Raw genomic sequence first — 24,586 nt, 5'->3', positions numbered from 1 at the left:
GTCTCCCCCTCGTCCCGGGCACGCACGCCCACCGGTTGTCCCGTGGCATGCTGCCCCGTATGGGTGATCGTGGACATCACAAATCCGTACGCCTCAGCTATGACACCGTGGCCGAGGAGTACGCGGCCCGGCTGCACGACGAGCTCGCCGGGAAGCCGCTCGACCGGGCGCTCCTGGCCTCCCTCCTGGAACAGACCGAGCCAGGGACCGCGATCGCCGACCTCGGCTGCGGCCCCGGACACGTGGCGGCCTGGCTCGCCGGGAAGGGCGCGCGTACGGTCGGGATCGACCTGTCCGCGGGCATGGTCGAAGCCGGCCGACGCCGGTTCGCGCAGGTGGAGTTCCGGGAAGGCGATCTGCTGGAACTTCCCGCCGAGGACGGCGAGTTCGGTTCCGCCGTCGCCTTCTACACGATCACCCACCTCGCCCCCGGTGACCTGCGCCGGGCCTTCGAGGAGGCAGGGCGGGTCCTGCGCCCCTCCGGCCTCCTTCTCCTCTCCTTCCACATCGGCGAGGAGGTCCGGCACCTGGACGAGTGGTGGGGGCATGCCGTGGACGTCGACTTCCGCTTCCTCGAACCCGCGCACATCACCGGGCTGCTCGAAGCGGCCGGCTTCACCGTGGAGATGCACATGGAGCGCACCCACTACGCCCACGAGGTCGAGACCCGCCGGGCCTACCTCCTGGCCCGCCGCGGCTGACCCTGCCGCTGGTCTACCCTTCAGTTCCGCCACTCCGTCAGCGTGAGACCGGAACGCGACATCGGAAGGCGGAGCGGGACCCGGCCCGGTTCGTACGGATCGTCTCCGGGCGCGGCCGCTCCGCACGAAGAGGCCGGCGGGATCCCGCGGGCCGTACGCCGCGGTGTCGGACCACCACCATCGCGGACGGCGGGTCCGGCGGTCCGGTCCCGGCACTGCCGGCCTGTTTGTTACGTATGCGGGGTGGCGCGGGGGGTACCCGCAGAAGCGTGCTGGACGTCCGTGCACGCACATTGGTGTCGCTTCCGCAGGAGTCTCGATGACGAGCCGTACGCCGGCCAACAGGGCCGGCACGAAGAGTGCCCACGGCACTCTCGCCGACCGCTACCGGCTCGACGAGCTCTTGGGCCGGGGCGGGACGGCGGACGTGTACCGGGGGACCGACCTGCGCCTGGGACGGCCCGTGGCGGTGAAGATGTTCCGGCCCGGCGCCGACGCGGTCTTCGAGGAACGATTCCGTGACGAGGCCGTGCTGCTCGCACGTCTGCACCATCCGGCGCTCGTCACCGTCTACGACGCCGGACGGTACGAGAACCACTCGTATCTGGTCATGCAGCTCGTCCGGGGCACCACCTTGCGGCAGCAGCTCGCGACCGCGCCCATGACACCGCGGTCCGTCGCTCGACTCGGCGTCCGCCTGGCCGGCGCCCTCGCCCATGTGCACGCCGCGAACATCGTGCACCGGGACGTCAAACCCTCCAACATCCTGCTGGACGCCGACGACAGGCCCTACCTCACGGACTTCGGCATATCCCGCCTCATCGACGCCACGTCCAACACGGTGTCCGGCGCCCTCATCGGTACTGCCGCCTACCTCGCGCCCGAGCAGGTCCTCGGCACAGGGGCCGGCCCTGCGGCAGACGTGTACGCACTCGGGCTCGTTCTCCTCGAATGCCTCAAGGGCGAACTCGAATACAGCGGCCAGCCCCTGGAAGCGGCGATAGCCCGCCTGCACCGGCCGCCGGACATCCCCTCCCACGTGCCCACCGCCCTGGCCGGCCTTCTGCGTGACATGACGTCCAAGGACGAGACCGCCCGCCCGGACGCACGGGAGTGCGCCGCCGCCCTGACGGGCATCGCCCTCGACCCCGACACCGCGCAGGCCGGAGCCGTGCACCGCCTCGCGGGCGAAGAGGACGAGGCGGGAGCCGCCCTGCTTTCCCCCGGCCCGGCCACCACGAGAGAGGAGACGCCGCAGCGGCCCGCGAAGGGACCAGGGGTCCGGCGTACGCGCACACTGCTCGTCAGCGGCACCGCGCTCGCGGCCCTGCTCGGCGCCGTCCTCACCACCACGGCCCTCCTGCCCGGTGGCACGAGTGGGCAGGAGGCGCCCACTCCCCGGGCACCCGAGTCCGCACCGCACACCACGAGGGCGCCCTCCCCCGGCTCCTCGACGCCCGGGCGCGTACGGCACACCACCACCGAGCCGTCTGACGCCGCACCGGCGGACGCCGCCTCTTCCGGTGCCTCCCACGGCCAGGCCGGCCAGGTCGGCCAGGGAAGCCGGACCGGCCAGGGAAGTCAGACCGGCCAGGGAAGCCAGGCCGGCCAGGGAAATCAGGCGGGCCAGGACAGTCCGGAGTCCGGCGAGAGCGCGGGCCGGCGTGACAAGGAGCACGCCCGGAACAGCCGTGCTCCCCGCAAGCCGGCCGGAGACGCCGGAGACGAACACGCGCGGGGCAGCGGCTCCCAGAACGGCGGAATCAGGGAGAACGGCCCGAAGAAGCCCAAGGCCGACAAGGGTGTGGTCCCTCCCGGCGACGGAAAAGGACAGGGGGGCAAGGGGCCGAAGAAGTCCGAGCGCCGCTGACGCGAAGGCGTGCCCGCCGAGGGGAGGGAACGGCCCGGATCCGCACGGCCTGGTGCGCTGGAGATCGGCGCCGCTTCTCCCGGGAGCAGGTGTCGGGGTACTCTGCCTCGTAATTTTGTCGCACGGCAACGATCCCCGATCGAAGACGTGCGGCGCAGAGGGAGGGCGGCCCTGACCGAGGGCCGTGATGGTGTCCTGTGTCCCTTTGGTGGGGTGCCCGGTGAGCGCAACGAGGATTGGTCATGGCTGAGACGACAGTTGAGAGCTCACGTCCCGTGCAGCGGACACGGCCGCGCGGCACCGGCAAGGTGGGGGAGCCGGAGCTGCGACAGCTGCTGGACGGACTCACCGCGGTACGCGACGGAGACTTCGGCACCCGCCTGCCCGACGAGGCGGACGGCCTGCTCGGTGAGATCGCCACCGTGTTCAACGGCATGGTCGACCAGCTGTCGCTGTTCACGTCCGAGGTGACCCGGGTCGCCCGCGAGGTCGGCACCGAGGGGACGCTGGGCGGCCAGGCCGTGGTGCCGGGCGTGTCCGGCACCTGGGCCGACCTGACCGACTCGGTGAACGCGATGGCGGGCAACCTCACGACGCAGGTCCGCGACATCGCCCATGTGGCCACCGCGGTGGCCCGGGGCGATCTGTCGCAGAAGATCGACGTGGACGCGCGGGGCGAGATCCTGGAGCTGAAGGAGACCATCAACACGATGGTCGACCAGCTGTCCGCGTTCGCCGACGAGGTGACGCGCGTGGCGCGTGAGGTGGGTACGGAGGGGCGTCTCGGCGGTCAGGCCGACGTCAAGGGCGTCTCCGGCACCTGGCGTGACCTGACCGACTCCGTGAACTTCATGGCGGGCAACCTGACCGCCCAGGTGCGCTCCATCGCCCAGGTCGCCACCGCGGTCGCCCAGGGTGACCTGTCGCAGAAGATCGGCGTCGACGCGCGGGGCGAGATCCTGGAGCTGAAGGAGACCATCAACACGATGGTCGACCAGCTGTCCGCGTTCGCCGACGAGGTGACGCGCGTGGCGCGTGAGGTGGGTACGGAGGGGCGTCTCGGCGGTCAGGCCGACGTCAAGGGCGTCTCCGGCACGTGGAAGGACCTCACCGAGTCGGTCAACGTCATGGGCGACAACCTGACGGCCCAGGTGCGCTCCATCGCCGAGGTCACCACGGCCGTCGCCCAGGGAGACCTCACCCAGAAGATCCGGGTGGACGCCCGCGGCGAGATCCTGGAGCTGAAGGAGACCATCAACACGATGGTCGACCAGCTGTCCGCGTTCGCCGACGAGGTCACCCGCGTCGCCCGCGAAGTGGGCACCGAGGGGAACCTCGGCGGACAGGCGACCGTACGGGGCGCCTCCGGCACCTGGAAGGACCTCACCGACAACGTCAACGTGATGGCCTCCAACCTGACGGGCCAGGTGCGCTCCATCGCCGACGTGGCCAACGCCGTGGCGCGCGGTGACCTGTCGCGGAAGATCACGGTCGAGGCCAAGGGCGAGGTCGCCGCGCTGGCCGAGGTCATCAACACGATGGTGGACACCCTGTCCGCGTTCGCCGACGAGGTGACCCGCGTGGCGCGCGAGGTCGGCACCGAAGGACAGCTCGGCGGCCAGGCCCGCGTGCCGAACGTCGCCGGCACCTGGAAGGACCTCACCGACAACGTCAACTCCATGGCGAACAACCTGACCGGACAGGTCCGCAACATCGCCCTGGTCACCACCGCCGTCGCCAACGGCGACCTGTCCAAGAAGATCGACGTCGACGCCCGCGGCGAGATCCTGGAGCTGAAGACCACCATCAACACGATGGTCGACCAGCTGTCGTCCTTCGCCGCCGAGGTCACCCGCGTCGCCCGGGAGGTGGGCAGCGAGGGCCGTCTCGGCGGACAGGCCGAGGTCGAGGGCGTCTCCGGCACCTGGAAGCGTCTCACCGAGAACGTGAACGAGCTGGCCGGCAACCTCACCCGCCAGGTACGGGCCATCGCCGAGGTCACCAGTGCCGTCGCGGAGGGCGACCTGACGAGATCGATCACCGTCGACGCCTCCGGTGAGGTCGCGGAGCTGAAGGACAACATCAACTCGATGGTCGGCTCCCTGCGCGAGACGACCCGCGCCAACCACGAACAGGACTGGCTGAAGTCCAACCTGGCCCGGATCTCCGGCCTGATGCAGGGCCACCGCGACCTGGCCGTGGTCGGCGAGCTGATCATGGACGAGCTCACCCCGCTGGTCAGCGCCCAGTACGGCGCCTTCTACCTCGCGGAGGAGAGTCCGGACGGGACCGAGCTCAGGCTCGTCGGCTCGTACGGGCGTCCCGCCGGCGCCGGCCACGACCGCTTCAAGCTGGGGGAGTCCCTCGTCGGCCAGGCGGCGCGCAGCCGTCGCACCATCGCCGCCGAAGGAGTGCCCGGCGACTACGTCAGCATCTCCTCCGGACTCGGCCGGACGACACCGGGCAGCCTGATCGTGCTGCCGATCGTCGTCGACGACCAGGTCCTCGGCGTCATCGAACTCGCCTCGTTCACCGTCTTCACCCCCGTCCACCGGGACTTCCTCGAACAGCTCATGGAGATGGTGGGCGTCAACGTCAACACCATCGTCGCCAACGCCCGTACCGACGAGCTGCTCGGCGAGTCGCAGCGGCTCGCCGCCGAGCTGCAGTCGCGTTCCGAGGAACTCCAGGTCCAGCAGGAGGAGCTCCAGCGCTCCAACGCGGAACTGGAGGAGAAGGCCGCCCTGCTGGCCGCTCAGAACAGCGACATCGAGGGCAAGAACCTGGAGATCGAGCAGGCGCGGCAGGAGCTCGAGGACCGCGCCCAGCAGCTCTCGCTGGCCTCCAAGTACAAGTCCGAGTTCCTGGCCAACATGAGCCACGAACTGCGGACCCCGCTCAACAGCCTGCTGATCCTCGCCCAGTTGCTCGCCCAGAACCCGAACCGCAACCTCACGGCCAAGCAGGTCGAGTACGCGGGCATCATCCACTCGGCGGGATCCGACCTGCTGCAGCTGATCAACGACATCCTCGACCTGTCGAAGGTCGAGGCGGGAAAGATGGACATCCATCCGGAACACGTCGCGCTGCGGCAGCTCCTCGAGTACGTCGAGGCCACCTTCCGCCCCATGACCACGCAGAAGAGCCTCGACTTCACGATCACCACCGCGCCCGGCGTACCGCTCGACCTGTTCACCGACGATTCCCGGCTCCGGCAGATCCTGCGGAACCTGCTGTCCAACGCGGTGAAGTTCACCGAGCGCGGCAGCGTGGAGCTGCGCATCGAACAGGCAGCCGACGGTGAGATCCCCGGCTCCGTCCACCAGGGCGGCGCCGTGGTGGCCTTCCGCGTCCAGGACACCGGTGTGGGCATCGCCGAACAGCAGCTCGAGGTCATCTTCGGGGCCTTCCAGCAGGCGGACGGCACCACCAGCCGTAAGTACGGGGGCACGGGACTGGGCCTGTCCATCAGCCGGGAGATCGCGCACCTGCTCGGCGGCGCCCTCACGGCCGAGAGCACGCTCGGCCAGGGCAGCGTCTTCACTCTCTACCTGCCCGTCGCACGCGCCGCCCTGCGGGAGCAGACGACCGCCGCCCCGGCCGACACGGCGAGAGCCGGACAAGACGACGGGGCGGCCGGGAGCGGGGAGCGCGCCCTGACCGCCGCGGCCCCGCAGCCGCGCCGGCCGCGCCGGCTGCTCGTGATCGAGAAGCGCCCGCGCGGGCTGCTCTCCCTCGTCGCCGAGAGCGCGGTGGCCGAACTCGCCGGCAGCTACGACCTCACCGACCTCGCCGACCGCGAGGACATCGAGGTCATCGCGGCCGTGGGCCCCCAGGAGGCCGCCGGCGCTCTTGCCGCCGAGCCGTTCCACTGCGTGGTCCTGGAGCTGGACATGGCCGACGGTGAGGCCCTGCGCTTCCTGGACGCGATGGACGGCGACGCCGCGCTCAGGAACGTCCCCGTCCTCGCGCACAACAACCGCCGCCTGGACGCTGCGCACGAGCGGGCGCTCCAGTCCCGGGCCGGCCAGAGGCCGCTGGAACTGCTCTCCAGCCTGGACGAACTGCGCGAACGCATCGCCCTGCACCTGTCGGCCGAGCAGCCGGGGGCCGTCGTGCCCCTGGTGCGGACCGAGGAGACCCGTCAGGGCGCCCCCCGGACCGTCGACGCCGCTCTGCACGGCCGTACCGTGCTCGTCGTCGACGACGACGCCCGCAACCTCTACGCCCTCAGCGGCATCCTGGAGCTCCACGGCATCAATGTCCTGCACGCGGAGAACGGCCGGAAGGGGATCGAGGCGCTCGCCGCGCATCCGGACATCGACCTGATCCTGATGGATGTGATGATGCCGGAGATGGACGGCTACGAGGCGACCGCCGAGATCCGGCAGATGCCCGCGCACACGAGGATGCCCATCATCGCGGTCACCGCGAAGGCGATGCCGGGGGACCGGGAGAAGAGCCTCGCCTCCGGCGCCAGCGATTACGTCACCAAACCGGTGGACGCCGACGACCTCATCGCATGCGTGCGCCGATGGCTGGACAGCTAAGGCGAAGCGGCCTTCGCCGGCCGCCGGCAGATGTCCCCGCGCCCGTCCTGCGGTACCCAGCTGAAGCACCGAGGAGTCAGCAGCACCATGAGCACTCCTGAGCACCATGGAGATCCCGACGTGGACAGCGCCGCTCCGCAGTCGCCCGCCCGGCTCCTCGCCGGGGTCGGTGAGCAGTCCCTGCCCGGCCAGACCTCCACCGTCGGCCGTCTGGCCGCCACCGTCGAACGGCTTCGCGGGGAGGTACGGGCGGCGCACGCCGCGGCCGACGGCCGCGCCCTGGTCGAACTGGCCAAGGGGATCCTGATCGAGCGGCTCCGGTGCGGTCCGGCCCAGGCGGCGCGACAGCTCGAAGAACTCGCCGACCAGGCCGGCCTGTCCCAGCTGGAGCTGGCCGCGGACATCATCAACCAGGCGGCCCGCGACCATGTCGTCGGCATCACCGGCGACTTCGTCCGGCGGACGAGCGGCGACGACCCGTACGGCGAGGCGGCCGACCCGTCCGTCGCCGTACGCCTGCGCACCGCCGAAAGCGCCGCGCTGGCGGCCGGGGACACCCAGACCGTCGCCGCATCGCTGCTCGAACACGCGCTGGCCCCGCTGGGAGCCACAGCCGTCGCCGTCTGGACCGTCGGCTCGGACTCCTCCCTCACCCTCTGCGGTCACGCCGGCTTCAGCGCCGACGAAGCGGGACGCTGGCGGTACGTACCGCCCGGTGTGGCGACCGTCGCCCGCCAGGCGCTCGGCGAGCGCCGTACCGTCCGGATCCCCTCCCTCGCCGAGGTCGGCCTTCCCTCCATCGGCCACAAGCAGACCCCCAACGGGGGCCGTGTCGCGCTGCCCGCCGGCACCGGCGGCCGCATACACGGCGTACTGGAGATCTGCTGGCCCCAGCGGCTCCCCCCGCAGTCCCCGGCCATAGCGCGTCAGATCGAAGCCCTGGCCGAGCTGTGCGCCCACACCCTCGAAAGCCTGCCGGTCACCGGGGTGCACCTTCCCTCCGCGCGGGAACTGGCCGACGTCTCCGAGCTGGTGGACCTCTCCGACGGGCTGTACGACCCCGCGCTCGTCCTCACGCCGCACCTCGGTGCTGAAGGACATCTCAGCGACTTCCGGATCCGTCACGTGAACAGCAGCTTCGTGGATCCGGCGGGACGCTCCCGCAGCGCAGTCAACGGGGCCCTGCTGCTGGAGGCCTACCCCATGGCGGTCGGCGAGAGCGAACTCTTCGAGAAGATCGAGCGCGTCTACGCCACCGGTGAGCCGTTCCGTGCGCAGCGGATGACGCTGACCGCCCTCGTCGACCAGGTGCCGCTCGCGTCCGTCGCCGACCTCAGCATCAGCCGGCACGGCGGCAGCGTCCTGCTCATCTGGCGCATCGAGGACGAGACGGCCCGGCTCGCCAGCCTGCTGCAGCACGCGCAGCGCCTCGGCCGCATCGGCGGCTTCGAGGAGAACCTGGTGACGGGCGAGATCACCTGGAACGGGCAGCTCTTCGCCCTGTACGGGCGGCCGGTCACCGAAGAACCGGTGTCCCTGCAGGACCTCACCGACCACGCGCACCCGGACGACACCGTCACCATCGGCCGCTTCCTGCAGGCAGTCCTCCACCACCGGCGACCGGCCTCGACGGCCTTCCGCCTGATGCGCCCCGACGGAGTGACCCGCCACATCCGGGTCATCGCCGAACCCGTCCTCGACGCCGACGACCGGCTCCTCGCGGTACGCGGCGCCTACCAGGACATCTCCTCCCAGCACTGGACCGAGGTGGCGCTCGCCGCCACCCGCGACCAACTCGCGCACACCGAACAGGAGTCGGCCGAGCGCAACCGGCTGGCCCTGCAGCTCCAGCACGCCATCATGCCGCCGGCCCGGGCGCCGCTCGACGCCCCCGGCCTGCAGATCGCCGTACGCTACCGGCCGGCGGAGACGGAATCGCTGGTGGGCGGCGACTGGTACGACGCCGTCGTCCTGCCGTCCAAGCGGATACTGCTCTGCGTCGGGGACATCGCCGGCCACGGCATCGACGCGGCCACCGGCATGGTGGTCCTGCGCAACGCCATGCGCGGTCTCGCCGTCACCGGCGCGGGCCCGGGGCAGCTGCTGTCCTGGCTGAACATCGTGGCGCACCACCTCACCGGGCAGGTCACCGCCACCGCGGTGTGCGGTCTCTTCGACCCGGAGACCCGCGTCCTGCGCTGGGCCAGGGCGGGCCATCTGCCGCCCGTACTGGTACGGGAGCACGAGGCCACCACCCTGCCCCTGCCGAGCGGGCTTCTCCTGGGCGCCCTCGCGGAAGCCGAGTACGAAGAGGTCGAGATCCAGCTCGAACCGCACGACACGCTGCTGATGTACACCGACGGTCTCATCGAGCGCAAGGACACCGCCGTCCACGATTCCCTCGCCCAGCTGCTCGCCAGGGCCCAGGCGCCGGCCCCGACCCTCGAACGCCGGCTCGACCGTCTGCTCACGCACAGCAGTTCGGACACCGACGACGACACCTGCCTCATCGGTATCGAGGTGTCGTGACCCCGGAGCTCCCCACGGGGCCGGCGCGGTTACCGGCTGCTGCCGTCCCTGGCCGTGACGGGTGCTTGCGCGGGGATCCCGCCGGTCCGGCCGAGCGCCTCTTCGATATCGGCGTGGACGGGTGTCATCATGCTCAGCCCCGTCAGTTCGAGGAGGCGCCGGACCGCGGGGGCGGGTGCGACGAGGCGCAGGTCGCCCCCTCCTTCCCGGGCTTCCCTGGCGGCTTTGATCAGAACGTTCATTCCCGACGAGTCCACGAACTGCAGGGCCGAGAGGTCCAGTACGAGATGGTGCCGACCGTGGAGGAACTGATTCGCCAAGTGGTGATGCAGGAAGGTCGCGGTGTCGATGTCCAGTTCACCGCCGATGGCCACAATGGCCGTACCGGGATCGTGGATCTCGACCTCGACGTTCAGGTTCGCTTCTTGAGAGGGCATCTTTTCGGCTTTCTGGCTGAGGGGACGGTTCGGGGGCTGCTGGTGACGGCGTGTTCTCCACGGCGCCTGCCGGTCACGGTCGGCGGCAGTACGCGCGAGGAGGCTCAGCCGGCACTCGCGGGCTGAGCCTCCTCGCGCACTGCCGGCTTACCAGCGGTACCAGCGCCCCTTGCGGCCGCCGCTGCCGGCGGACCGCATGACGAAGCCGAGCAGCCAGATCGCCAGGACGACGACGGCGATCCACCACAGGGCCTTCAGGGCGAATCCGGCGCCGAAGAGCACCAGCGCGAGAAGCAGGACGAGTAGCAGGGGGACCATGATTATCAACCTCCGAGCACTCGTATGCCCTGCCGGAACCCGGCTATGCAGACCATGATCCGCAGGTCGCGGCTGAGCGGCCGGCTCACCGCGAGGTGTCCCCCGCGGACCCGGGGTGGTCGCCCGGCCCCTCGTGGCGGCCGGCGAGGGGGGTCGGGGAGAGGACGGTGCTCTCCTCTCCGGGCTCCAGGAGCGTGTCCGCCGGGCCGACGATCAGCGGATCGGGCTCACCGACCGCCTTGTCGTCCCTGTCCGTGTAGTCGAACCGTGACAGCAGGCTGCGCATGGCTTCCAGGCGGCCGCGCTTCTTGTCGTTGTTCTTCACGACGGTCCACGGTGCGTGAACGGTGTCCGTCGCCCGGAACATGTCCACCTTCGCCGCCGTGTAGGCGTCCCACAGATCCAGCGAAGCCAGATCGGTCGGCGACAGTTTCCACTGCCTCACCGGGTCCACCTGCCGGATGGCGAACCGGGTGCGCTGCTCGTTGCGGGAGACGGAGAACCAGAACTTCACCAGCAGGAATCCGTCCTCGGTGAGCATCCGCTCGAACAGCGGGGCCTGCTGGAGGAAGTGCCGGCACTCGGCCGGGGTGCAGAAGCCCATGACGCGCTCGACTCCCGCCCGGTTGTACCAGGAGCGGTCGAAGAAGACGATCTCCCCCGCGGACGGGAGATGGGCGACGTACCGCTGGAAATACCACTGGCCGGCCTCGTGTTCGGTGGGCTTGTCCAGGGCCACCACGCGGGCGCCCCGGGGATTGAGCCGCTCGGTGAAGCGGTGGATGGTGCCGCCCTTGCCTGCCGCGTCACGCCCCTCGCAGATCACCACGAGCCGCTGTCCCGTGTTCTTCACCCATCGCTGGAGTTTGAGCAGTTCGATCTGGAGCAACCGTTTGCTCTGCTCGTACTCCTGGCGCCGGACCTTGTGGTCGTACGGGTGGTTCTCCCGCCACGTCCGCAGCGGCCGGCCGTCGTCGTCGAGCAGGACGGGCCGCTCGGGGTGGCGGTTGTCGACCGTCAGCCCTTCGAGAAGGGTTTCGTCCTCGGCGTCGCTCATGCGGCGCTCAGCCGCCGACGTGCCGGGTGAAACCGCCGGTCCTGGCCACGGGTGAACCCCCCATAACGCGTCACCACGTTCTCCCGTCGAGTCGTAGGTGTGTTCTCTCGGTGTGTTCTTCCCGGAAGGCGTGTGCCCGCGCCCCGCCCGCCTACTCACCGAAGGAAGGAGTCCCTGGAATCCGGTGCCGGTCCCCGGGGGGCCTCGGAGTGCACGGTGTCGACGCCGCGGCCGTGGCCGCAGGGACCGCCGTACCGGACGCGGGCGACCTCGTCGAGTCACCGTCTCCCGGACGGAGACCTCGGCGCGCCTGACGGCGGGGGCACGGCCGTAGCCGGGCGCAACGGAGGCAGCGGGCGGCAGGCGGCCGGGTACCGGACCCGTACGGTGTCCCGCCGTACGGAGCAGCGGTACGTACCCGTGGGTGCGACACCGCCGCGTGGTCGCTTGCCGGAGCCGGTGGCAGGAGGTGGCCTGGCCTCTCCCCCCACTCAGTCGCCGAGCTGCCCAGCCCCAGGAGGTCCGGATGCGCTCCCCAGCCACCCTCGCCGCAGTCGTCCTGTTCGCTCTCGCGAGCGCTGCCGTGCCCGCCAGGGCCGCCGCGGACGTCCCCGACGAGCCGACACTGCCCCACGGGCTGTTCCTCACCGTTTCGGGCGCGGAGAACACCTGGATCCGGGGCGTCCTGCTGAAGTGTCCTCCCGGGGGCCCGGGGCACCACCCGGACGCCGCCGGCGCGTGCGCGGCGCTCGACAAGGCGGACGGCGACCTCGACCGGCTGTCCGGGAATCCGCGTGCGTGCACCAAGCAGTACGAGCCGGTGACCGTGAGCGCCAAGGGCAGCTGGCGCGGGCGTGCGGCGGCCTGGCAGAAGACCTATCCGAACGCGTGCGTGCTCGATGCCGCCACCGGACCGGTCTTCCGCTTCTGAGCGCTCCGTGCCCGCGCTCCGCGCTCGGGACCACCCCGGGCGCGCCGCGCAGTGACGTCTCAGCGGCTGATCACCCACCGCTCACCGGCTGATCACCGGCCGCTCACCGGCTGTGCGTCGCGGCCAGCCCCATCGTGACCAGGCCGAGCACGATCCAGCCGAACCACAGCCAGCCGTTGCTTCCGAGTGCCACCGTGTACGCCGAGATCACGACCAGCGTCCCTACGGTGAGCACCCCCATCGACTTCGCAGAACCGGGCATGCGCACCCCCTTCTTCTGATGGAGGGCCATCGTCACCCCTGGAGGGCTCCCGCGCCACCGTGCCGACGTTACCGGCGACCTAGCGGCCGCGCGCCTGGAGCGAGGCGAGATACGCGTTGTACGCCACCAGCTCCTTGTCCCCGTCGCGGTCCGCCGCCCGGTCCGCGCGCCGCGCGACCCGCTGCTCGGACCGGTACCACTGGAACACCAGTGCGATCAGCACCAGTACCGACGGGATCTCCGAGAACGCCCAGGCGATGCCGCCCGCCGCGTTCTGGTCGCTCAGCGCGTCGATGCCGAGCGACGCGGGCGGGTTCGCGTACGTACCGATCATCGGCTGGGACGCCATCATCAGCGCGATGCCGAAGAACGCGTGGAACGGCATCCCGGCGAAGAGCTCCAGCATCCGCATCACGTAACCCGGGCGGTGCGGCCCCGGGTCGATGCCCATGATCGGCCAGAAGAAGACCAGGCCGACGGCGAGGAAGTGGACCATCATGCCCAGGTGGCCCGGCTTGCTCCCCATCAGGAAGTCGAAGACCGGAGTGAAGTAGAGCGCGTACAGGGACGCGATGAACAGCGGGATCGTGAACGCCGGATGTGTGACGATCTTCATGTAGCGGCTGTGCAGCAGCATCAGCAGCACCTCGCGCGGCCCCTTGCGGTTCCCGCGCCCCGCCACCGGCAGTGCCCGCAGCGCCAGCGTCACCGGCGCGCCGAGCAGCAGCAGGATCGGCGAGAGCATGCTGATCACCATGTGCTGCACCATGTGCACGCTGAACATGACCATGCCGTAGTCGTTGAGCTTGGTGCACATCACCAGCGCCACGCTCAGCACGCCGATGACGAAGAGGACCGTCCGGCTGACCGGCCAGCCGTCGCCGCGCCGGCGCAGCCGCACCACGCCCCACCCGTACAGGGCGACCGCCAGCACGCACCCCACCAGGAAGAAGAGGTCGGGGGAGAACTCCAGCCCCCGTCCCAGCGTGAACGGCGGCAGATCCATGTCCATGCCGCTGCCGTGCCCGCCGTGATCCATCTGCGTACTCCCGTGGGGCTGCCCATTCGTACCGGTTGTCCGCTACAGACTAGAACGGCCCCCGGCCGCGTCCGCAGCCGGGGGCCGTCACTCAGACGACTGTCGAGATCGTCACAGCACGCACTCGGCCTCGGCGTACCGCTCGGAGGGCACCGTCTTGAGGGTCTCCACGGCCTCGGCCAGTGGGACCATCACGATGTCCGTGCCGCGCAGCGCCGTCATCATGCCGAACTCGCCGCGGTGCGCCGCCTCCACCGCGTGCCAGCCGAAGCGGGTCGCGAGGACGCGGTCGTACGCCGTCGGGGTACCGCCGCGCTGGACGTGGCCCAGGATGACCGGGCGCGCCTCCTTGCCGAGGCGCTCCTCCAGCTCGACGGAGAGCTGCCGGGCGACGCCCGCGAAGCGCTCGTGGCCGTACATGTCCTTGCCGCCGATGTCGAACTCCATGGAGCCCTCGCGCGGCTTGGCGCCCTCGGCGACCACGACGATCGCGAAGCGCTTGCCGGCCGAGAAGCGCTTGCCGACCAGCTCGGTCAGCTCACCGATGTCGAAGGGCCGCTCGGGCACGACGATGGCGTGCGCGCCGGCCGCCATACCGGAGTGGAGCGCGATCCAGCCGGTGTGCCGCCCCATGACCTCGACGATCAGCACCCGCTGGTGCGATTCGGCGGTGGTCTTGAGCCGGTCGAGCGCCTCGGTCGCGACGCCGACGGCCGTGTCGAAGCCGAAGGTGACGTCGGTCGACGCGATGTCGTTGTCGATGGTCTTCGGTACGCCGACGATCGGCAGCCCCGCCTCGGACAGCAGGTTCGCCGCCTTCAGCGTGCCTTCGCCGCCGATCGGGATGATCGCGTCGAGTCCGAGGTCCGCGACATGGCCGCGGGCCGTCTCGACGCCGCCGCGCAGATGTGCGGGCTGGACCCTGGAAGAGCCGAGGATCGTGCCGCCGCGGGCCAGGATGCCGCCCACCGCGTCGAGGTCGAGCTTGCGGTAGTCGCCTTCCAGAAGACCCTTCCAGCCGTCGTGGAAACCGATGACCTCGTCGCCGTGGTCGACGACGGCGCGGTGCACGACGGAACGGATGACAGCGTTCAGGCCGGGGCAGTCGCCGCCGGAAGTGAGTACACCAATGCGCATGCCCGGAATACCTTTGCAACGTGGGCCGAGGACCGGACCACGTCGTCCGGCTGGATCCCCGTCACCCTACTCGCGCAGAGTGACGGGGCCGAACCGGGCGTCCGCCAGCTGGACACCCCAAAAACGTACGAACCGCGACAGTCCGTCAGGCGGGCTGCGTCGCCGACGCGATGCGCTCGGCGCGCAGCGCCTCGTACCACCGGTCGTCGGTGGGCGGCAGCGCGTTGACGTCGAGGGCCAGCTTCAGCAGCAGGTCCGCGATGAGCGGGTTGCGGGCGAGCACGGGGCCGTGCATGTACGTGCCGAAGACGGTGTCGTTGTACGCGCCCTCCGTGCCGTCGCCGGTCCCGTTGCCCTTGCCGATCCGCGTCCGGGCGAACGGCCGCGCCGTCGGGCCCAGATGGGTGATGCCCTGGTGGTTCTCGAAACCGGTCAGCGGCGGCAGGCCGAGCCGCTCGTCGATGTCCCCGAGGACGTCGCCGACGCACCGCTCGCCCTCGCCGCGCGTGCTGACCACGTCGAGCAGCCCGAGGCCCTGCTCGCGCTCGCCGAGGTCGTTGATGAACTCGTGGCCGAGGATCTGGTACCCGGCGCAGACCGAGAAGACGATCGCGCCGTTGGACACGGCGCGCTCCAGGCCGCCGTCGCGGCGCAGCCGCTCGGCCGCGAGGCGCTGCGGACGGTCCTCACCGCCACCGATCAGGTAGATGTCGCCCGACGTGGGGATCTGCTGGTCGCTGCGTACGTCCACGCGGTGGACGTCGAGGCCGCGCTGGCGGGCCCGGCGCTCCACGACGAGGGCGTTGCCCTGGTCGCCGTACGTGCTCAGCAGGTCCGGGTAGATCCACACCAGGCGCAGGCTGTTGTCGCTCATGCTTGCTCGTCCTTTTTGGGGGTACGCGGGCCTAGTTGCCGACACGGCGGCGCAGGTCCTGGAACGCGGTGTAGTTGGCGATCGTCTCGATCAGCCCGGGCGGCGCGAGCTGCACGGCCTCGTCGAGGGTCTCGCAGACCCGGAAGTCCAGGTTCGCGACCTCCAGGCGCACGGCGAGGTCCAGCTTGCGGTCACCGAGCACGAAGATCGGGTGGCCGGCGAGCCGGGTGTAGTCGACGTCCCACAGCCAGGAGGTGTCCGTGCCGTCCGCGCCGCGCGCGTTGACGGCCAGGATCACCGGCGTGGGCGGCGGGTTGATGAGGGAGAACGTCTCGAGCCAGCCCGCCGGGTTCTTCGCGAGCAGCAGCCGCAGCTCGCGCTCCTGGAACCGCACCACGTCGTACCGGCCGGCGACCGCCTGGACCTCGTACATCCGCTCCAGCGCCACCTGCGGCGGGACGCCGAACACGGCCGCGACCGCGGCGGAGGTGGCGGCGTTCGCCTTGTTGGCGCGGCCGGGCAGCTGGAGGTGGATCGGCCAGGCCGAGCCGTGCGGGTCCAGGACGTGGTCACCGCTCAGCACCCAGCTCGGGGACGGACGGCGGAAGCCGCACTCGCCGCAGAACCAGTCGTCGCCGGGGCGCTGCATCACACCGCCGCAGGACGGGCAGGACCAGGCGTCGTCCTTCCATTCCTGACCCGCCGCCACCCACACCACGTTGGGGGAGGAGGACGCGGCCCAGACGATCAGCGGGTCGTCGGCGTTCGCGATGACGACGGCCTTCGTGCCGGACAGGCCCTCGCGCCACTTCTCGGCGAGCATCCGCGTCTCGGCGGCCCGGTCCAACTGGTCGCGGGAGAGGTTGAGCAGGGCGATCGCCTTCGGCGTCACGTCCCGCGCGACTCCGGCGAGGTACTTCTCGTCGACCTCGATCACGCCGTACTTCGCGTCCGAGCCGCCCGCCAGGGCGGAGGTGATGCCCGCCGGCATGTTGGCGCCGAGCGCGTTGGAGACGACGGGGCCGCTGGCCCGCAGCGCCTCGGCGATGAGCCGGGTCGTCGTCGTCTTGCCGTTCGTCGCGGAGACGAGCACGACGTCGAGATGCTGGGCGAGCCGCCCGAGCAGGTCGGGGTCGAGCTTGAGCGCCACCTTGCCGCCGATCACGGATCCGCTGCCGCGTCCCGCGGCGCGGGACACCGCCGCCGCGGCCTTGCCTGCCGTCACGGCCAGCTTGGCCCGCGGCGACAACGGCTCCGTGTTGCCTGCCATCGTCACTGATCCTCCTTGCATCCGGCGCCGCATCTGCCCCAGGTCCACCGGTCAACGTCGGGGCTCAGCCTATCGAGATCCAGTCGCGCCCCCGCACCCCGGCACCACCGGGGGCACTGGAGCACCCGGTGGAACGTACGCTTGCCGCCATGCGACACCGCCCGATTCCCGGCAGTTCCGGGCTCGTACGACCCATGACACTGCTCGGTGACCCGGCGCTGCACGCGCCCTGCGGGGCGGTGACCGATTTCGGTCCCTCACTGGTCCGGCTCGTCGAGGACATGTACGCGACCATGTACGCCGCCGAGGGAGTCGGCCTCGCGGCCAACCAGGTCGGCGTACCGCTGCGCGTCTTCGTCTACGACTGCCCGGACGACGAGGACGTCCGGCACGTGGGGCACATCGTCAACCCCCGACTGGTCGAGGCCGACGGCATCACCGTACGCGGTCCGGAGGGGTGTCTGTCCCTGCCGGGCGTCGAGGCGGGTACCGAACGCTTCGACCGGGCGGTGGTGGAGGGCGTCTCGGTGACGGGTTCGCCGGTGCGGATCGAAGGCACCGGCTTCTTCGCCCGCTGCCTTCAGCACGAGTGCGACCACCTGGACGGCCTGGTCTACACGGACCGCCTCACCGGCCTGCGCCGGGCCAGGGCGCTGCGGGCGGCGCGGCGGGCGCCGTGGGGCGGCCCGGCGTAGGCCGGGGGAAGGTCCCGCGCGGCGGTTCAGGCCGAAGCGGGGTCAGAAGCCGGGGCCGCCCGCGCGGTCGCCCGCGGCGGCCAGCCGGCCCCACAGCAGGTCCGCGAGGCTGGACACCAACCGCTCCCGCGAGCAGGGGCGTTCGCCCAGCCACCAGTCGCCCGCCGCGTGCATCATGCCGACGATGCCGTGTCCCCACACCCGGGCCAGCTGTGCGCTGTCGGGCCCGAGGTCCACGCGTTCGGCGATCACCGTGGCCAGTTCCTCGCCGAGCCTGCGCAGCAGCGGCGCCGAGTGGCGGCCGACGTCGAAGCCCTGCTCCGGCTGGTGCGCCTCCTCGGCGGGGTGCATCAGGAACCGGTAGACCTGCGGGCGGGCCTCGATCGCGGCGAGGTAGGTGTCGAGCGTCGCCTCGACGCGCTCACGCCGCTCGGCGGGCGCGTCGAGCGCGGCCCGCAGCGCCGCGAGCAGCGCGTCGGTGTGGCGTTTGGCCAGGGCGCGGTAGAGGCCGCCCTTGTCGCCGAAGTGCCGGTAGAGGATCGGCTTGGTGATTCCCGCCTCGGCGGCTATGGCGTTCATGGAAGCCTGCGGGCCGTCCCGCAGTACCACGCGGTCCGCCGCCTCCAGCAGCTCCCGCCGTCGCTGTGCGGCGGCGGAGCGCTGCCGCCCGTCCTGTTGTGTGGTTTCCATGGTGTGTCTCCCCGCCCAAAGCGATTCCGTGACGCCTGCGCAACGTAACACCATGACTGTGGCCCGCGCGGTCCGTACCGCGCGGGTACTACGGCGGTTGACACCGTCTACTTGGCGGTAACAGACTCGGGTTACCGTAAGTAACGCACGTAATGAACACAGTGCTGGAGGGGACATGGCCGAGTTCACGCTCGAACTCAACGATGACCAGAAGCAGGTCCGCGACTGGATCCACGGGTTCGCCGCCGATGTGATGCGCCCGGCCGCCGCCGAATGGGACGAGCGCGAGGAGACGCCCTGGCCCGTCATCCAGGAAGCGGCCAAACTCGGCATCTACTCCCTGGATTTCTACGCGCAGCAGTTCTTCGACCCGACGGGCCTGGGCATCCCGATGGCGATGGAGGAGCTCTTCTGGGGCGACGCGGGCATCGGCCTGTCCATAGCCGGTACGGGCCTGGCCGCCGTCGGCGTCCTCGCGAACGGCACCGAGGAGCAGATCGGCACCTGGATCCCGCAGATGTACGGTGACGCCTCCGACGTCAAGGTCGCCGCCTTCTGCTCCTCGGAGCCGGACGCCGGCTCCGACGTGTCCGCGATGCGCACGCGCGCCGTGTACGACGAGGCGAAGGACGAGTGGGTGCTGAACGGCACCAAGACGTGGGCGACCAACGGCGGCATCGCCAACGTCCATGTCGTGGTCGCCCTCGTGGACCCGGAACTCGGCTCCAAGGGCCACGCCTCCTTCATCGTTCCGCCCGCCACCGAAGGGCTGTCCCAGGGGCAGAAGTTCAAGAAGCACGGCATCCGCGCCTCGCACACCGCCGAGGTCGTACTGGAGAACGCGCGCGTGCCCGGCCACTGCCTGCTCGGCGGCAAGGAGAAGCTCGACGAGCGCCTCGCCCGGGCCCGCGAGCGGGTCAGGAAGGGCGGCGAGCGGGTGAAGAACGCGGCGATGGCCACCTTCGAGGCGTCCCGCCCGGCCGTCGGCGCCATGGCGGTGGGCACCGCCCGCGCCGCGTACGAGGTCGCGCTCGACTACGCGAAGACGCGGGAGCAGTTCGGCCGCCCGATCATCGACAACCAGGGCGTCGCCTTCCAGCTCGCCGACATGCGCACCCGGATCGACGCGGCGCGGCTGCTGGTCTGGCGCGCCTCCTGGATGGCGGCCACGGGCAAGCCGTTCACCGCGGCCGAGGGCTCGATGTCGAAGCTGTACGCCAGCGAGACGGCCAAGAAGGTCACGGCGCAGGCCGTGCAGATCCTCGGCGGCAACGGCTTCACGCGGGAGTACCCGGTGGAGCGCATGCACCGCGACAGCGCGATCTACACCATCTTCGAGGGCACGAGCGAGATCCAGCGCCTGGTGATCGCCCGCACCCTGTCGGGCATGCCGATCCGCTGACGCCCGGCAGCACGCAGGTGCGCGGGAGTACGGGAGTACCTACGCGAAGGCGCCGGAACCGCCGGGGGCGGGGCCGGCGCCTTCGCGCGAGCGGGTCAGGCCGAGAGCTGCGCCTCGATGGCCGCGACGACCTCGGCGGCCTCCGGCTCGGTACGCGGACGGAACCGCCCGACGACCTCGCCCTTACCGCTGACCAGGAACTTCTCGAAGTTCCACTGGACGTCCCCGGCCTCGCCGTCCGCGTCCTTCACCTGGGTCAGCTCGTCGTACAGCGGGTGCCGGTGATCGCCGTTGACCTCGATCTTCTCCAGCAGCGGGAACGTCACGCCGTAGCTCGCCGAGCAGAACGTCCCGATCTCCTCCGCGCTGCCCGGCTCCTGGCCCGCGAACTGGTTGCACGGCACACCGACCACCGTGAAGCCCCGGTCCGCGTACTTCTGCTGGAGCCGCTCCAGACCGGCGTACTGCGGCGTCAGTCCGCACTTGGACGCCACGTTCACCACCAGCACCACCTTGCCCTGGTGGGCCGCGAGGGTGGTCGGCTCGCCGGTCAGGGTGCGCAGGGGGATGTCGTACAGGCTCATCGGTGTCTCCTATGGCTACGGGTGGCCGGGCGCTGCCGGCCGTCGGTCACTGGTCCGTACTGTTCCAGAGACCGGGGGCGGCGTGCCGCGCGGGCACGCAGGCCCATGGATCGGCGAGCTCCCGCGGCCGGCCGCCGGCCTCCCGTAACAGCCCCGTGAACGCGCGTTCCGCCGGGGACGGCAACCGGTCGCGGCGCCGTACGGGAGTGACGGGGCGCGACCGCGGCCGCGGGCCGGCCGGGCCCACGGCCGGCGATCCGGCCCGTACGTCGTCGACGGCCCCGTGCTCCCGGACCAGCGGGCCCCGGGGCCCGCCGCCACGCACTGCCTGATCGCCCCGGGCCCCGGACGCCGCCGTGCGGCACCTTCGCGAGCCCCCGCCCGGCCAGCACCCGCTCCCGGAGCGCACGGGTCCGCGCACCGGGCTCGCGCAGCAGGAAGCGCGAGTCCGTGAGCTCCGACGGTTCAGCACCCCGGCCGGCACGCCCGCCTGCCGGAAGACCTCGACCAGCAGCGCCGAAGTGGGCGGCGTCGGCGGCGACGGTCTCGGTACGGCCGTACACCCGGAGAGCAGCGCGGGCGCGGCCTTCCACAGGGGATGGCGAGCGGGAGGTTCCAGGGCGGGACGAGGCCGACGACGCCGACGGGCCGGGCGTGGCCGGCCTCGTCCAGCAGGAGGCTGTCACCATGCGCGATGCGTGAATGCGCCCCATGGCGGGGGCCTGTCCACGGCCCCGGGCTCCACGGCCCGCGGCTCCGCGATGCGCGCAAGCTCCGCGGCCCGCGGCCGCTCAGACGGCCGGCAGCGGGCGGAACAGTCCCTCCTGCACCACCGACACCAGCAAGTTGCCGTCCCGGTCGTAGATCCGGCCGCGCGCCAGCCCCCGCGCGCCCGTCGCGACGGGCGACTCCTGGTCGTACAGGAACCACTCGTCGGCCCGGAACGGCCGGTGGAACCACATCGCGTGGTCCAGCGACGCGATGTCGAAGGTGCGCGGCCCCCACAGCGGCTCCACCGGGATGCGGACCGCGTCGAGCAGCGTCATGTCGGACGCGTACGCCAGCGCGCACGTGTGCACCAGCTGGTCGTCGCCCAGCGGCCCGACCGCGCGCATCCACACCGCGCTGCGCGGGTCCGCCTCCTCGACCTCCTCGGCGGTCCAGCGCAGCCGGTCGACGTAACGGATGTCGAAGGGCATCCGGCGGGCCATCCGGTCCAGCGACTCGGGCAGGCCCCCCAGGTGCGCACGGATCTCGTCCGCCACCGGCGGCAGCGACTCCGGGTCCGGGAAGTCCAGGCGCGGCGGCAGCTGGTGCTCGAACGCGGCCTCCTCCGGCCGGTGGAAGGAGGCGGTCAGGTTGAAGATCGTCCGGCCCTCCTGGACGGCCGTGACCCGCCGGGTGGTGAAAGAACGCCCGTCCCTCACCCGCTCCACCTGGTAGACGATCGGCACACCGGGGCGCCCGGGCCGCAGGAAGTACGCGTGCAGGGAGTGCACGGGCCGGTCCCCCTCGGTCGTACGGCCGGCCGCGACCAGGGCCTGCCCGGCGACCTGCCCCCCGAAGACCCGTTGCAGGGACTCCTGGGGGCTGCGGCCCCGGAAGATGTTGACCTCGATCCGCTCCAGGTCGAGCAGATCGACGAGGCGTTCGGCGGGGTTGGTCGTCACGGGGGTTCTTCTCCTTGGATGTGCGGCCGGGCTGGACAGCCGGCTTCTACAGCTGACCGACCGAGGTGACGCGGACCACGGCCCGCCCCTCCTCGTCGGAGGCGGCGAGGTCGACCTCCGCGCTGATGCCCCAGTCGTGGTCGCCGTTCGGGTCGGCGAAGGTCTGACGGACGCGCCACAGGCCGTGCCCGGCGTCCTCCTCGATCATCAGCAGCTTGGGTCCGCGGGCGTCGGGCCCGGTGCCCAGGTCCTCGTACTCGTCCCAGTACGCGTCCATGGCCTCGCCCCAGGTGTCCTCGTCCCAGCCGGACTCGCCGTCCAGCTCACCCAGCTCCCGGACGTTGTCCAGGGCGGCGAGCTCGACGCGGCGGAACATGGCGTTGCGTACGAGCACCCGGAAGGCCCGCGCGTTCGCCGTGACCGGCTTGACCTGGTCGGCGCGCTCCTGGGCCTGTTCGGCCGTCTCCACCTCGGGGTTGGCGAGCTGCTCCCACTCGTCGAGGAGGCTGGAGTCGACCTGGCGCACCAGCTCGCCGAGCCAGGCGATCAGGTCCTCCAGGTCCTCGGACTTGATGTCGTCCGGGATGGTGTGCTCCAGCGCCTTGTAGGCGCCCGCGAGGTAGCGCAGCACGATGCCCTCGGTGCGGGCGAGCTCGTAGTGCGAGGTGAACTCGGAGAAGGTCATGGCCCGCTCGTACATGTCGCGGACCACGGACTTCGGGGACACCGGGTGGTCGCCGACCCACGGGTGGCTCTTGCGGTAGACGTTGTACCCGTGCCAGAGCAGCTCCTCCAGCGGCTTCGGGTAGGTGATCTCCTGGAGCCGCTCCATGCGCTCCTCGTACTCGACGCGGTCCGCCTTCATCCGGCCGACCGCCTCGCCGCGCGCCTTGTTCTGCTGGGCGGCGAGGATCTGGCGCGGGTCGTCCAGCGTCGACTCGACGACGGAGACCATGTCCAGGGCGTACGAGGGGGAGTCCGGGTCCAGCAGCTCGTACGCGGCCAGCGCGAACGTCGACAGCGGCTGGTTGAGCGCGAAGTCCTGCTGGAGGTCGACGGTCAGCCGTACGGTACGGCCGTCGGCCTCCGGGGTGTCCAGCATCTCCACCACGCCGCCGTCGAGCAGCGAGCGGAAGATGGCGATGGCCCGGCGGATGTGCCGCAGCTGCGCCTTGCGCGGCTCGTGGTTGTCCTCCAGGAGGTGGCGCATGGCGGCGAAGGGGTTGCCGGGGCGCGCGATGACCGAGAGCAGCATGGTGTGCGTGACACGGAAGCGGCTGGTCAGCGGCTCGGGGTCGGACGTGATGAGCTTGTCGAAGGTCGTCTCGGACCAGGCGACGAAGCCCTCGGGGGCCTTCTTCCGGACCACCTTGCGGCGTTTCTTCGGGTCGTCGCCGGCCTTGGCGAGCGCCTTCTCGTTCTCGACGACGTGTTCGGGCGCCTGCGCGACGACCAGGCCCGCGACGTCGAAGCCCGCCCGTCCGGCGCGGCCCGCGATCTGGTGGAACTCCCGGGCGCGGAGCGTGCGGACGCGCGTGCCGTCGTACTTCGTGAGGGCGGTGAACAGCACCGTGCGGATGGGGACGTTGACGCCGACGCCGAGGGTGTCCGTACCGCAGATGACCTTCAGCAGGCCCGCCTGCGCGAGCTTCTCGACGAGCCTGCGGTACTTGGGGAGCATGCCCGCGTGGTGCACGCCGATTCCGTGCCGCACGTACCGGGAGAGGTTCTTGCCGAACTTGGTGGTGAAGCGGAAGTTGCCGATCAGCTCGGCGATCCGGTCCTTCTCCTCGCGCGAGCACATGTTGATGCTCATCAGCGACTGCGCCCGCTCGACGGCCGCCGCCTGCGTGAAGTGCACGATGTAGACGGGAGCCTGCTTGGTCTCCAGCAGCTCGGTCAGCGTCTCGGTGATGGGGGTCAGGCGGTACTCGTACGACAGGGGGACCGGCCGGGTCGCGGAACGCACGACGGAGGTCGGGCGGCCGGTGCGGCGGGTCAGGTCCTTCTCGAACATCGAGACGTCGCCGAGCGTCGCCGACATGAGGACGAACTGGGCCTGCGGCAGTTCCAGGAGTGGGATCTGCCAGGCCCAGCCGCGGTCCGGTTCGGCGTAGAAGTGGAACTCGTCCATCACGACCTGGCCGATGTCGGCGTGCTTGCCGTCGCGCAGCGCGATGGAGGCCAGCACCTCGGCCGTGCAGGCGATGACCGGGGCGTCGGCGTTGACGGACGCGTCGCCCGTCAGCATGCCGACGTTCTCCGTGCCGAAGAGCTTGCACAGGTCGAAGAACTTCTCCGAGACCAGCGCCTTGATCGGCGCGGTGTAGAAGGTGACCTTGTCCTGGGCCAGGGCGGCGAAGTGGGCACCCGCCGCGACCAGGCTCTTTCCGGACCCGGTGGGGGTGGACAAGATCACATTCGCACCGGAGACCACCTCGATCAGTGCCTCCTCCTGGGCGGGATAGAGACTGATGCCCTGGCCCTCGGCCCATGAGGAGAAAGCCTCGAAGAGGGCATCGGGGTCGTCGGTCGGGGGCAGCTGATCGATAAGGGTCACGCCCCCCATC

At 71.0% G+C, this 24,586-nt stretch carries 20 protein-coding genes; 7 read left to right on the top strand and 13 right to left on the bottom strand.

What is annotated here, in order from left to right:
- The first annotated feature begins 59 nt into the window (after positions 1 to 59).
- The 4 genes from ABD374_RS10600 (at position 60) to ABD374_RS10585 (ending at position 9,650) form a co-directional block, all read left to right on the top strand.
- Positions 60 to 701, top strand: a complete 642-nt coding sequence (locus ABD374_RS10600; protein WP_344493814.1) for a class I SAM-dependent DNA methyltransferase — start codon at positions 60 to 62, stop codon at positions 699 to 701.
- Positions 702 to 1,020: 319 nt separating this feature from the next.
- On the top strand, positions 1,021 to 2,571 hold the full coding sequence (locus ABD374_RS10595; protein ID WP_344493812.1) for a serine/threonine-protein kinase: 1,551 nt from the start codon (positions 1,021 to 1,023) through the stop codon (positions 2,569 to 2,571).
- Positions 2,572 to 2,813: 242 nt separating this feature from the next.
- A complete protein-coding gene (locus tag ABD374_RS10590; RefSeq protein ID WP_344493810.1) occupies positions 2,814 to 7,121 on the top strand; it encodes a HAMP domain-containing protein in 4,308 nt (1,435 codons plus the stop codon).
- An 87-nt stretch (positions 7,122 to 7,208) separates the two neighbouring features.
- Positions 7,209 to 9,650, top strand: coding sequence for a SpoIIE family protein phosphatase (locus tag ABD374_RS10585; RefSeq protein WP_344493809.1), 2,442 nt, complete (start codon positions 7,209 to 7,211; stop codon positions 9,648 to 9,650).
- A 29-nt stretch (positions 9,651 to 9,679) separates the two neighbouring features.
- Here ABD374_RS10585 and ABD374_RS10580 read toward each other — a convergent pair whose 3' ends face one another.
- The 3 genes from ABD374_RS10580 to ppk2 form a co-directional block, all read right to left on the bottom strand.
- Positions 9,680 to 10,087 carry an STAS domain-containing protein gene (locus tag ABD374_RS10580; protein ID WP_344493807.1) on the bottom strand — a complete coding sequence of 136 codons (408 nt, stop codon included), beginning with the start codon at positions 10,085 to 10,087 and terminating at the stop codon, positions 9,680 to 9,682.
- Between the two features lie 147 nt (positions 10,088 to 10,234).
- The gene (locus ABD374_RS10575) at positions 10,235 to 10,405 is read right to left on the bottom strand and encodes a hydrophobic protein (protein ID WP_344493805.1); all 171 of its coding nucleotides are present in this window, start codon (positions 10,403 to 10,405) and stop codon (positions 10,235 to 10,237) included.
- Positions 10,406 to 10,490: 85 nt separating this feature from the next.
- Positions 10,491 to 11,462, bottom strand: coding sequence for a polyphosphate kinase 2 (ppk2, locus tag ABD374_RS10570; protein WP_344493803.1), 972 nt, complete (start codon positions 11,460 to 11,462; stop codon positions 10,491 to 10,493).
- A gap of 526 nt (positions 11,463 to 11,988) precedes the next feature.
- On the opposite strand from ppk2, the gene ABD374_RS10565 reads away from it, so the two are divergent.
- Positions 11,989 to 12,393 (top strand): SSI family serine proteinase inhibitor, encoded by a 405-nt coding sequence (locus tag ABD374_RS10565; RefSeq protein ID WP_344493801.1) that lies wholly within the window; start codon positions 11,989 to 11,991, stop codon positions 12,391 to 12,393.
- A 103-nt stretch (positions 12,394 to 12,496) separates the two neighbouring features.
- Here the strand turns inward: ABD374_RS10565 and ABD374_RS10560 are convergent, their stop codons facing one another.
- The 5 genes from ABD374_RS10560 to ABD374_RS10540 form a co-directional block, all read right to left on the bottom strand.
- Positions 12,497 to 12,655: a hypothetical protein gene (locus tag ABD374_RS10560; RefSeq protein WP_344493799.1), complete on the bottom strand. Its 159-nt coding sequence runs from the start codon at positions 12,653 to 12,655 to the stop codon at positions 12,497 to 12,499.
- 79 nt (positions 12,656 to 12,734) lie between these two features.
- Positions 12,735 to 13,694, bottom strand: coding sequence for a cytochrome c oxidase assembly protein (locus tag ABD374_RS10555; RefSeq protein ID WP_344493797.1), 960 nt, complete (start codon positions 13,692 to 13,694; stop codon positions 12,735 to 12,737).
- Positions 13,695 to 13,805: 111 nt separating this feature from the next.
- Positions 13,806 to 14,831 (bottom strand): 6-phosphofructokinase, encoded by a 1,026-nt coding sequence (locus ABD374_RS10550; protein ID WP_093802049.1) that lies wholly within the window; start codon positions 14,829 to 14,831, stop codon positions 13,806 to 13,808.
- A gap of 145 nt (positions 14,832 to 14,976) precedes the next feature.
- Complete coding sequence (locus ABD374_RS10545) at positions 14,977 to 15,705, bottom strand: type 1 glutamine amidotransferase (RefSeq protein WP_028811872.1); 729 nt, start codon at positions 15,703 to 15,705, stop codon at positions 14,977 to 14,979.
- 31 nt (positions 15,706 to 15,736) lie between these two features.
- Positions 15,737 to 16,975 carry a Mur ligase family protein gene (locus ABD374_RS10540; RefSeq protein ID WP_344493792.1) on the bottom strand — a complete coding sequence of 413 codons (1,239 nt, stop codon included), beginning with the start codon at positions 16,973 to 16,975 and terminating at the stop codon, positions 15,737 to 15,739.
- Positions 16,976 to 17,124: 149 nt separating this feature from the next.
- Between ABD374_RS10540 and def the strand changes: the two genes are divergently transcribed.
- Positions 17,125 to 17,670 (top strand): peptide deformylase, encoded by a 546-nt coding sequence (def, locus tag ABD374_RS10535; protein WP_344493790.1) that lies wholly within the window; start codon positions 17,125 to 17,127, stop codon positions 17,668 to 17,670.
- Between the two features lie 42 nt (positions 17,671 to 17,712).
- Here the strand turns inward: def and ABD374_RS10530 are convergent, their stop codons facing one another.
- Positions 17,713 to 18,360, bottom strand: a complete 648-nt coding sequence (locus tag ABD374_RS10530; RefSeq protein WP_344493788.1) for a TetR/AcrR family transcriptional regulator — start codon at positions 18,358 to 18,360, stop codon at positions 17,713 to 17,715.
- A gap of 175 nt (positions 18,361 to 18,535) precedes the next feature.
- Between ABD374_RS10530 and ABD374_RS10525 the strand changes: the two genes are divergently transcribed.
- On the top strand, positions 18,536 to 19,762 hold the full coding sequence (locus tag ABD374_RS10525) for an acyl-CoA dehydrogenase family protein (protein WP_344493786.1): 1,227 nt from the start codon (positions 18,536 to 18,538) through the stop codon (positions 19,760 to 19,762).
- A 95-nt stretch (positions 19,763 to 19,857) separates the two neighbouring features.
- Here the strand turns inward: ABD374_RS10525 and ABD374_RS10520 are convergent, their stop codons facing one another.
- From ABD374_RS10520 to ABD374_RS10510, 4 genes are all read right to left on the bottom strand, one after another.
- Positions 19,858 to 20,346, bottom strand: a complete 489-nt coding sequence (locus ABD374_RS10520; protein ID WP_344493784.1) for a glutathione peroxidase — start codon at positions 20,344 to 20,346, stop codon at positions 19,858 to 19,860.
- 46 nt (positions 20,347 to 20,392) lie between these two features.
- Entirely contained in the window at positions 20,393 to 20,965 is a 573-nt protein-coding gene (locus tag ABD374_RS34555; RefSeq protein WP_425577183.1) for an aldehyde dehydrogenase family protein, read from the bottom strand.
- 172 nt (positions 20,966 to 21,137) lie between these two features.
- Positions 21,138 to 22,016, bottom strand: a complete 879-nt coding sequence (locus ABD374_RS10515; RefSeq protein ID WP_344493782.1) for an acyl-CoA thioesterase — start codon at positions 22,014 to 22,016, stop codon at positions 21,138 to 21,140.
- A gap of 46 nt (positions 22,017 to 22,062) precedes the next feature.
- The gene (locus ABD374_RS10510) at positions 22,063 to 24,576 is read right to left on the bottom strand and encodes a DEAD/DEAH box helicase (protein WP_344493781.1); all 2,514 of its coding nucleotides are present in this window, start codon (positions 24,574 to 24,576) and stop codon (positions 22,063 to 22,065) included.
- Positions 24,577 to 24,586: the final 10 nt, after the last annotated feature.

Origin of the sequence: Streptomyces enissocaesilis, from assembly GCF_039533765.1 — a bacterium.
Taxonomy (GTDB): Bacteria; Actinomycetota; Actinomycetes; order Streptomycetales; family Streptomycetaceae; genus Streptomyces; species Streptomyces enissocaesilis.
Note: the sequence above shows the minus strand (reverse complement) of the source record. Positions and strands in the feature narration are given on the sequence as shown.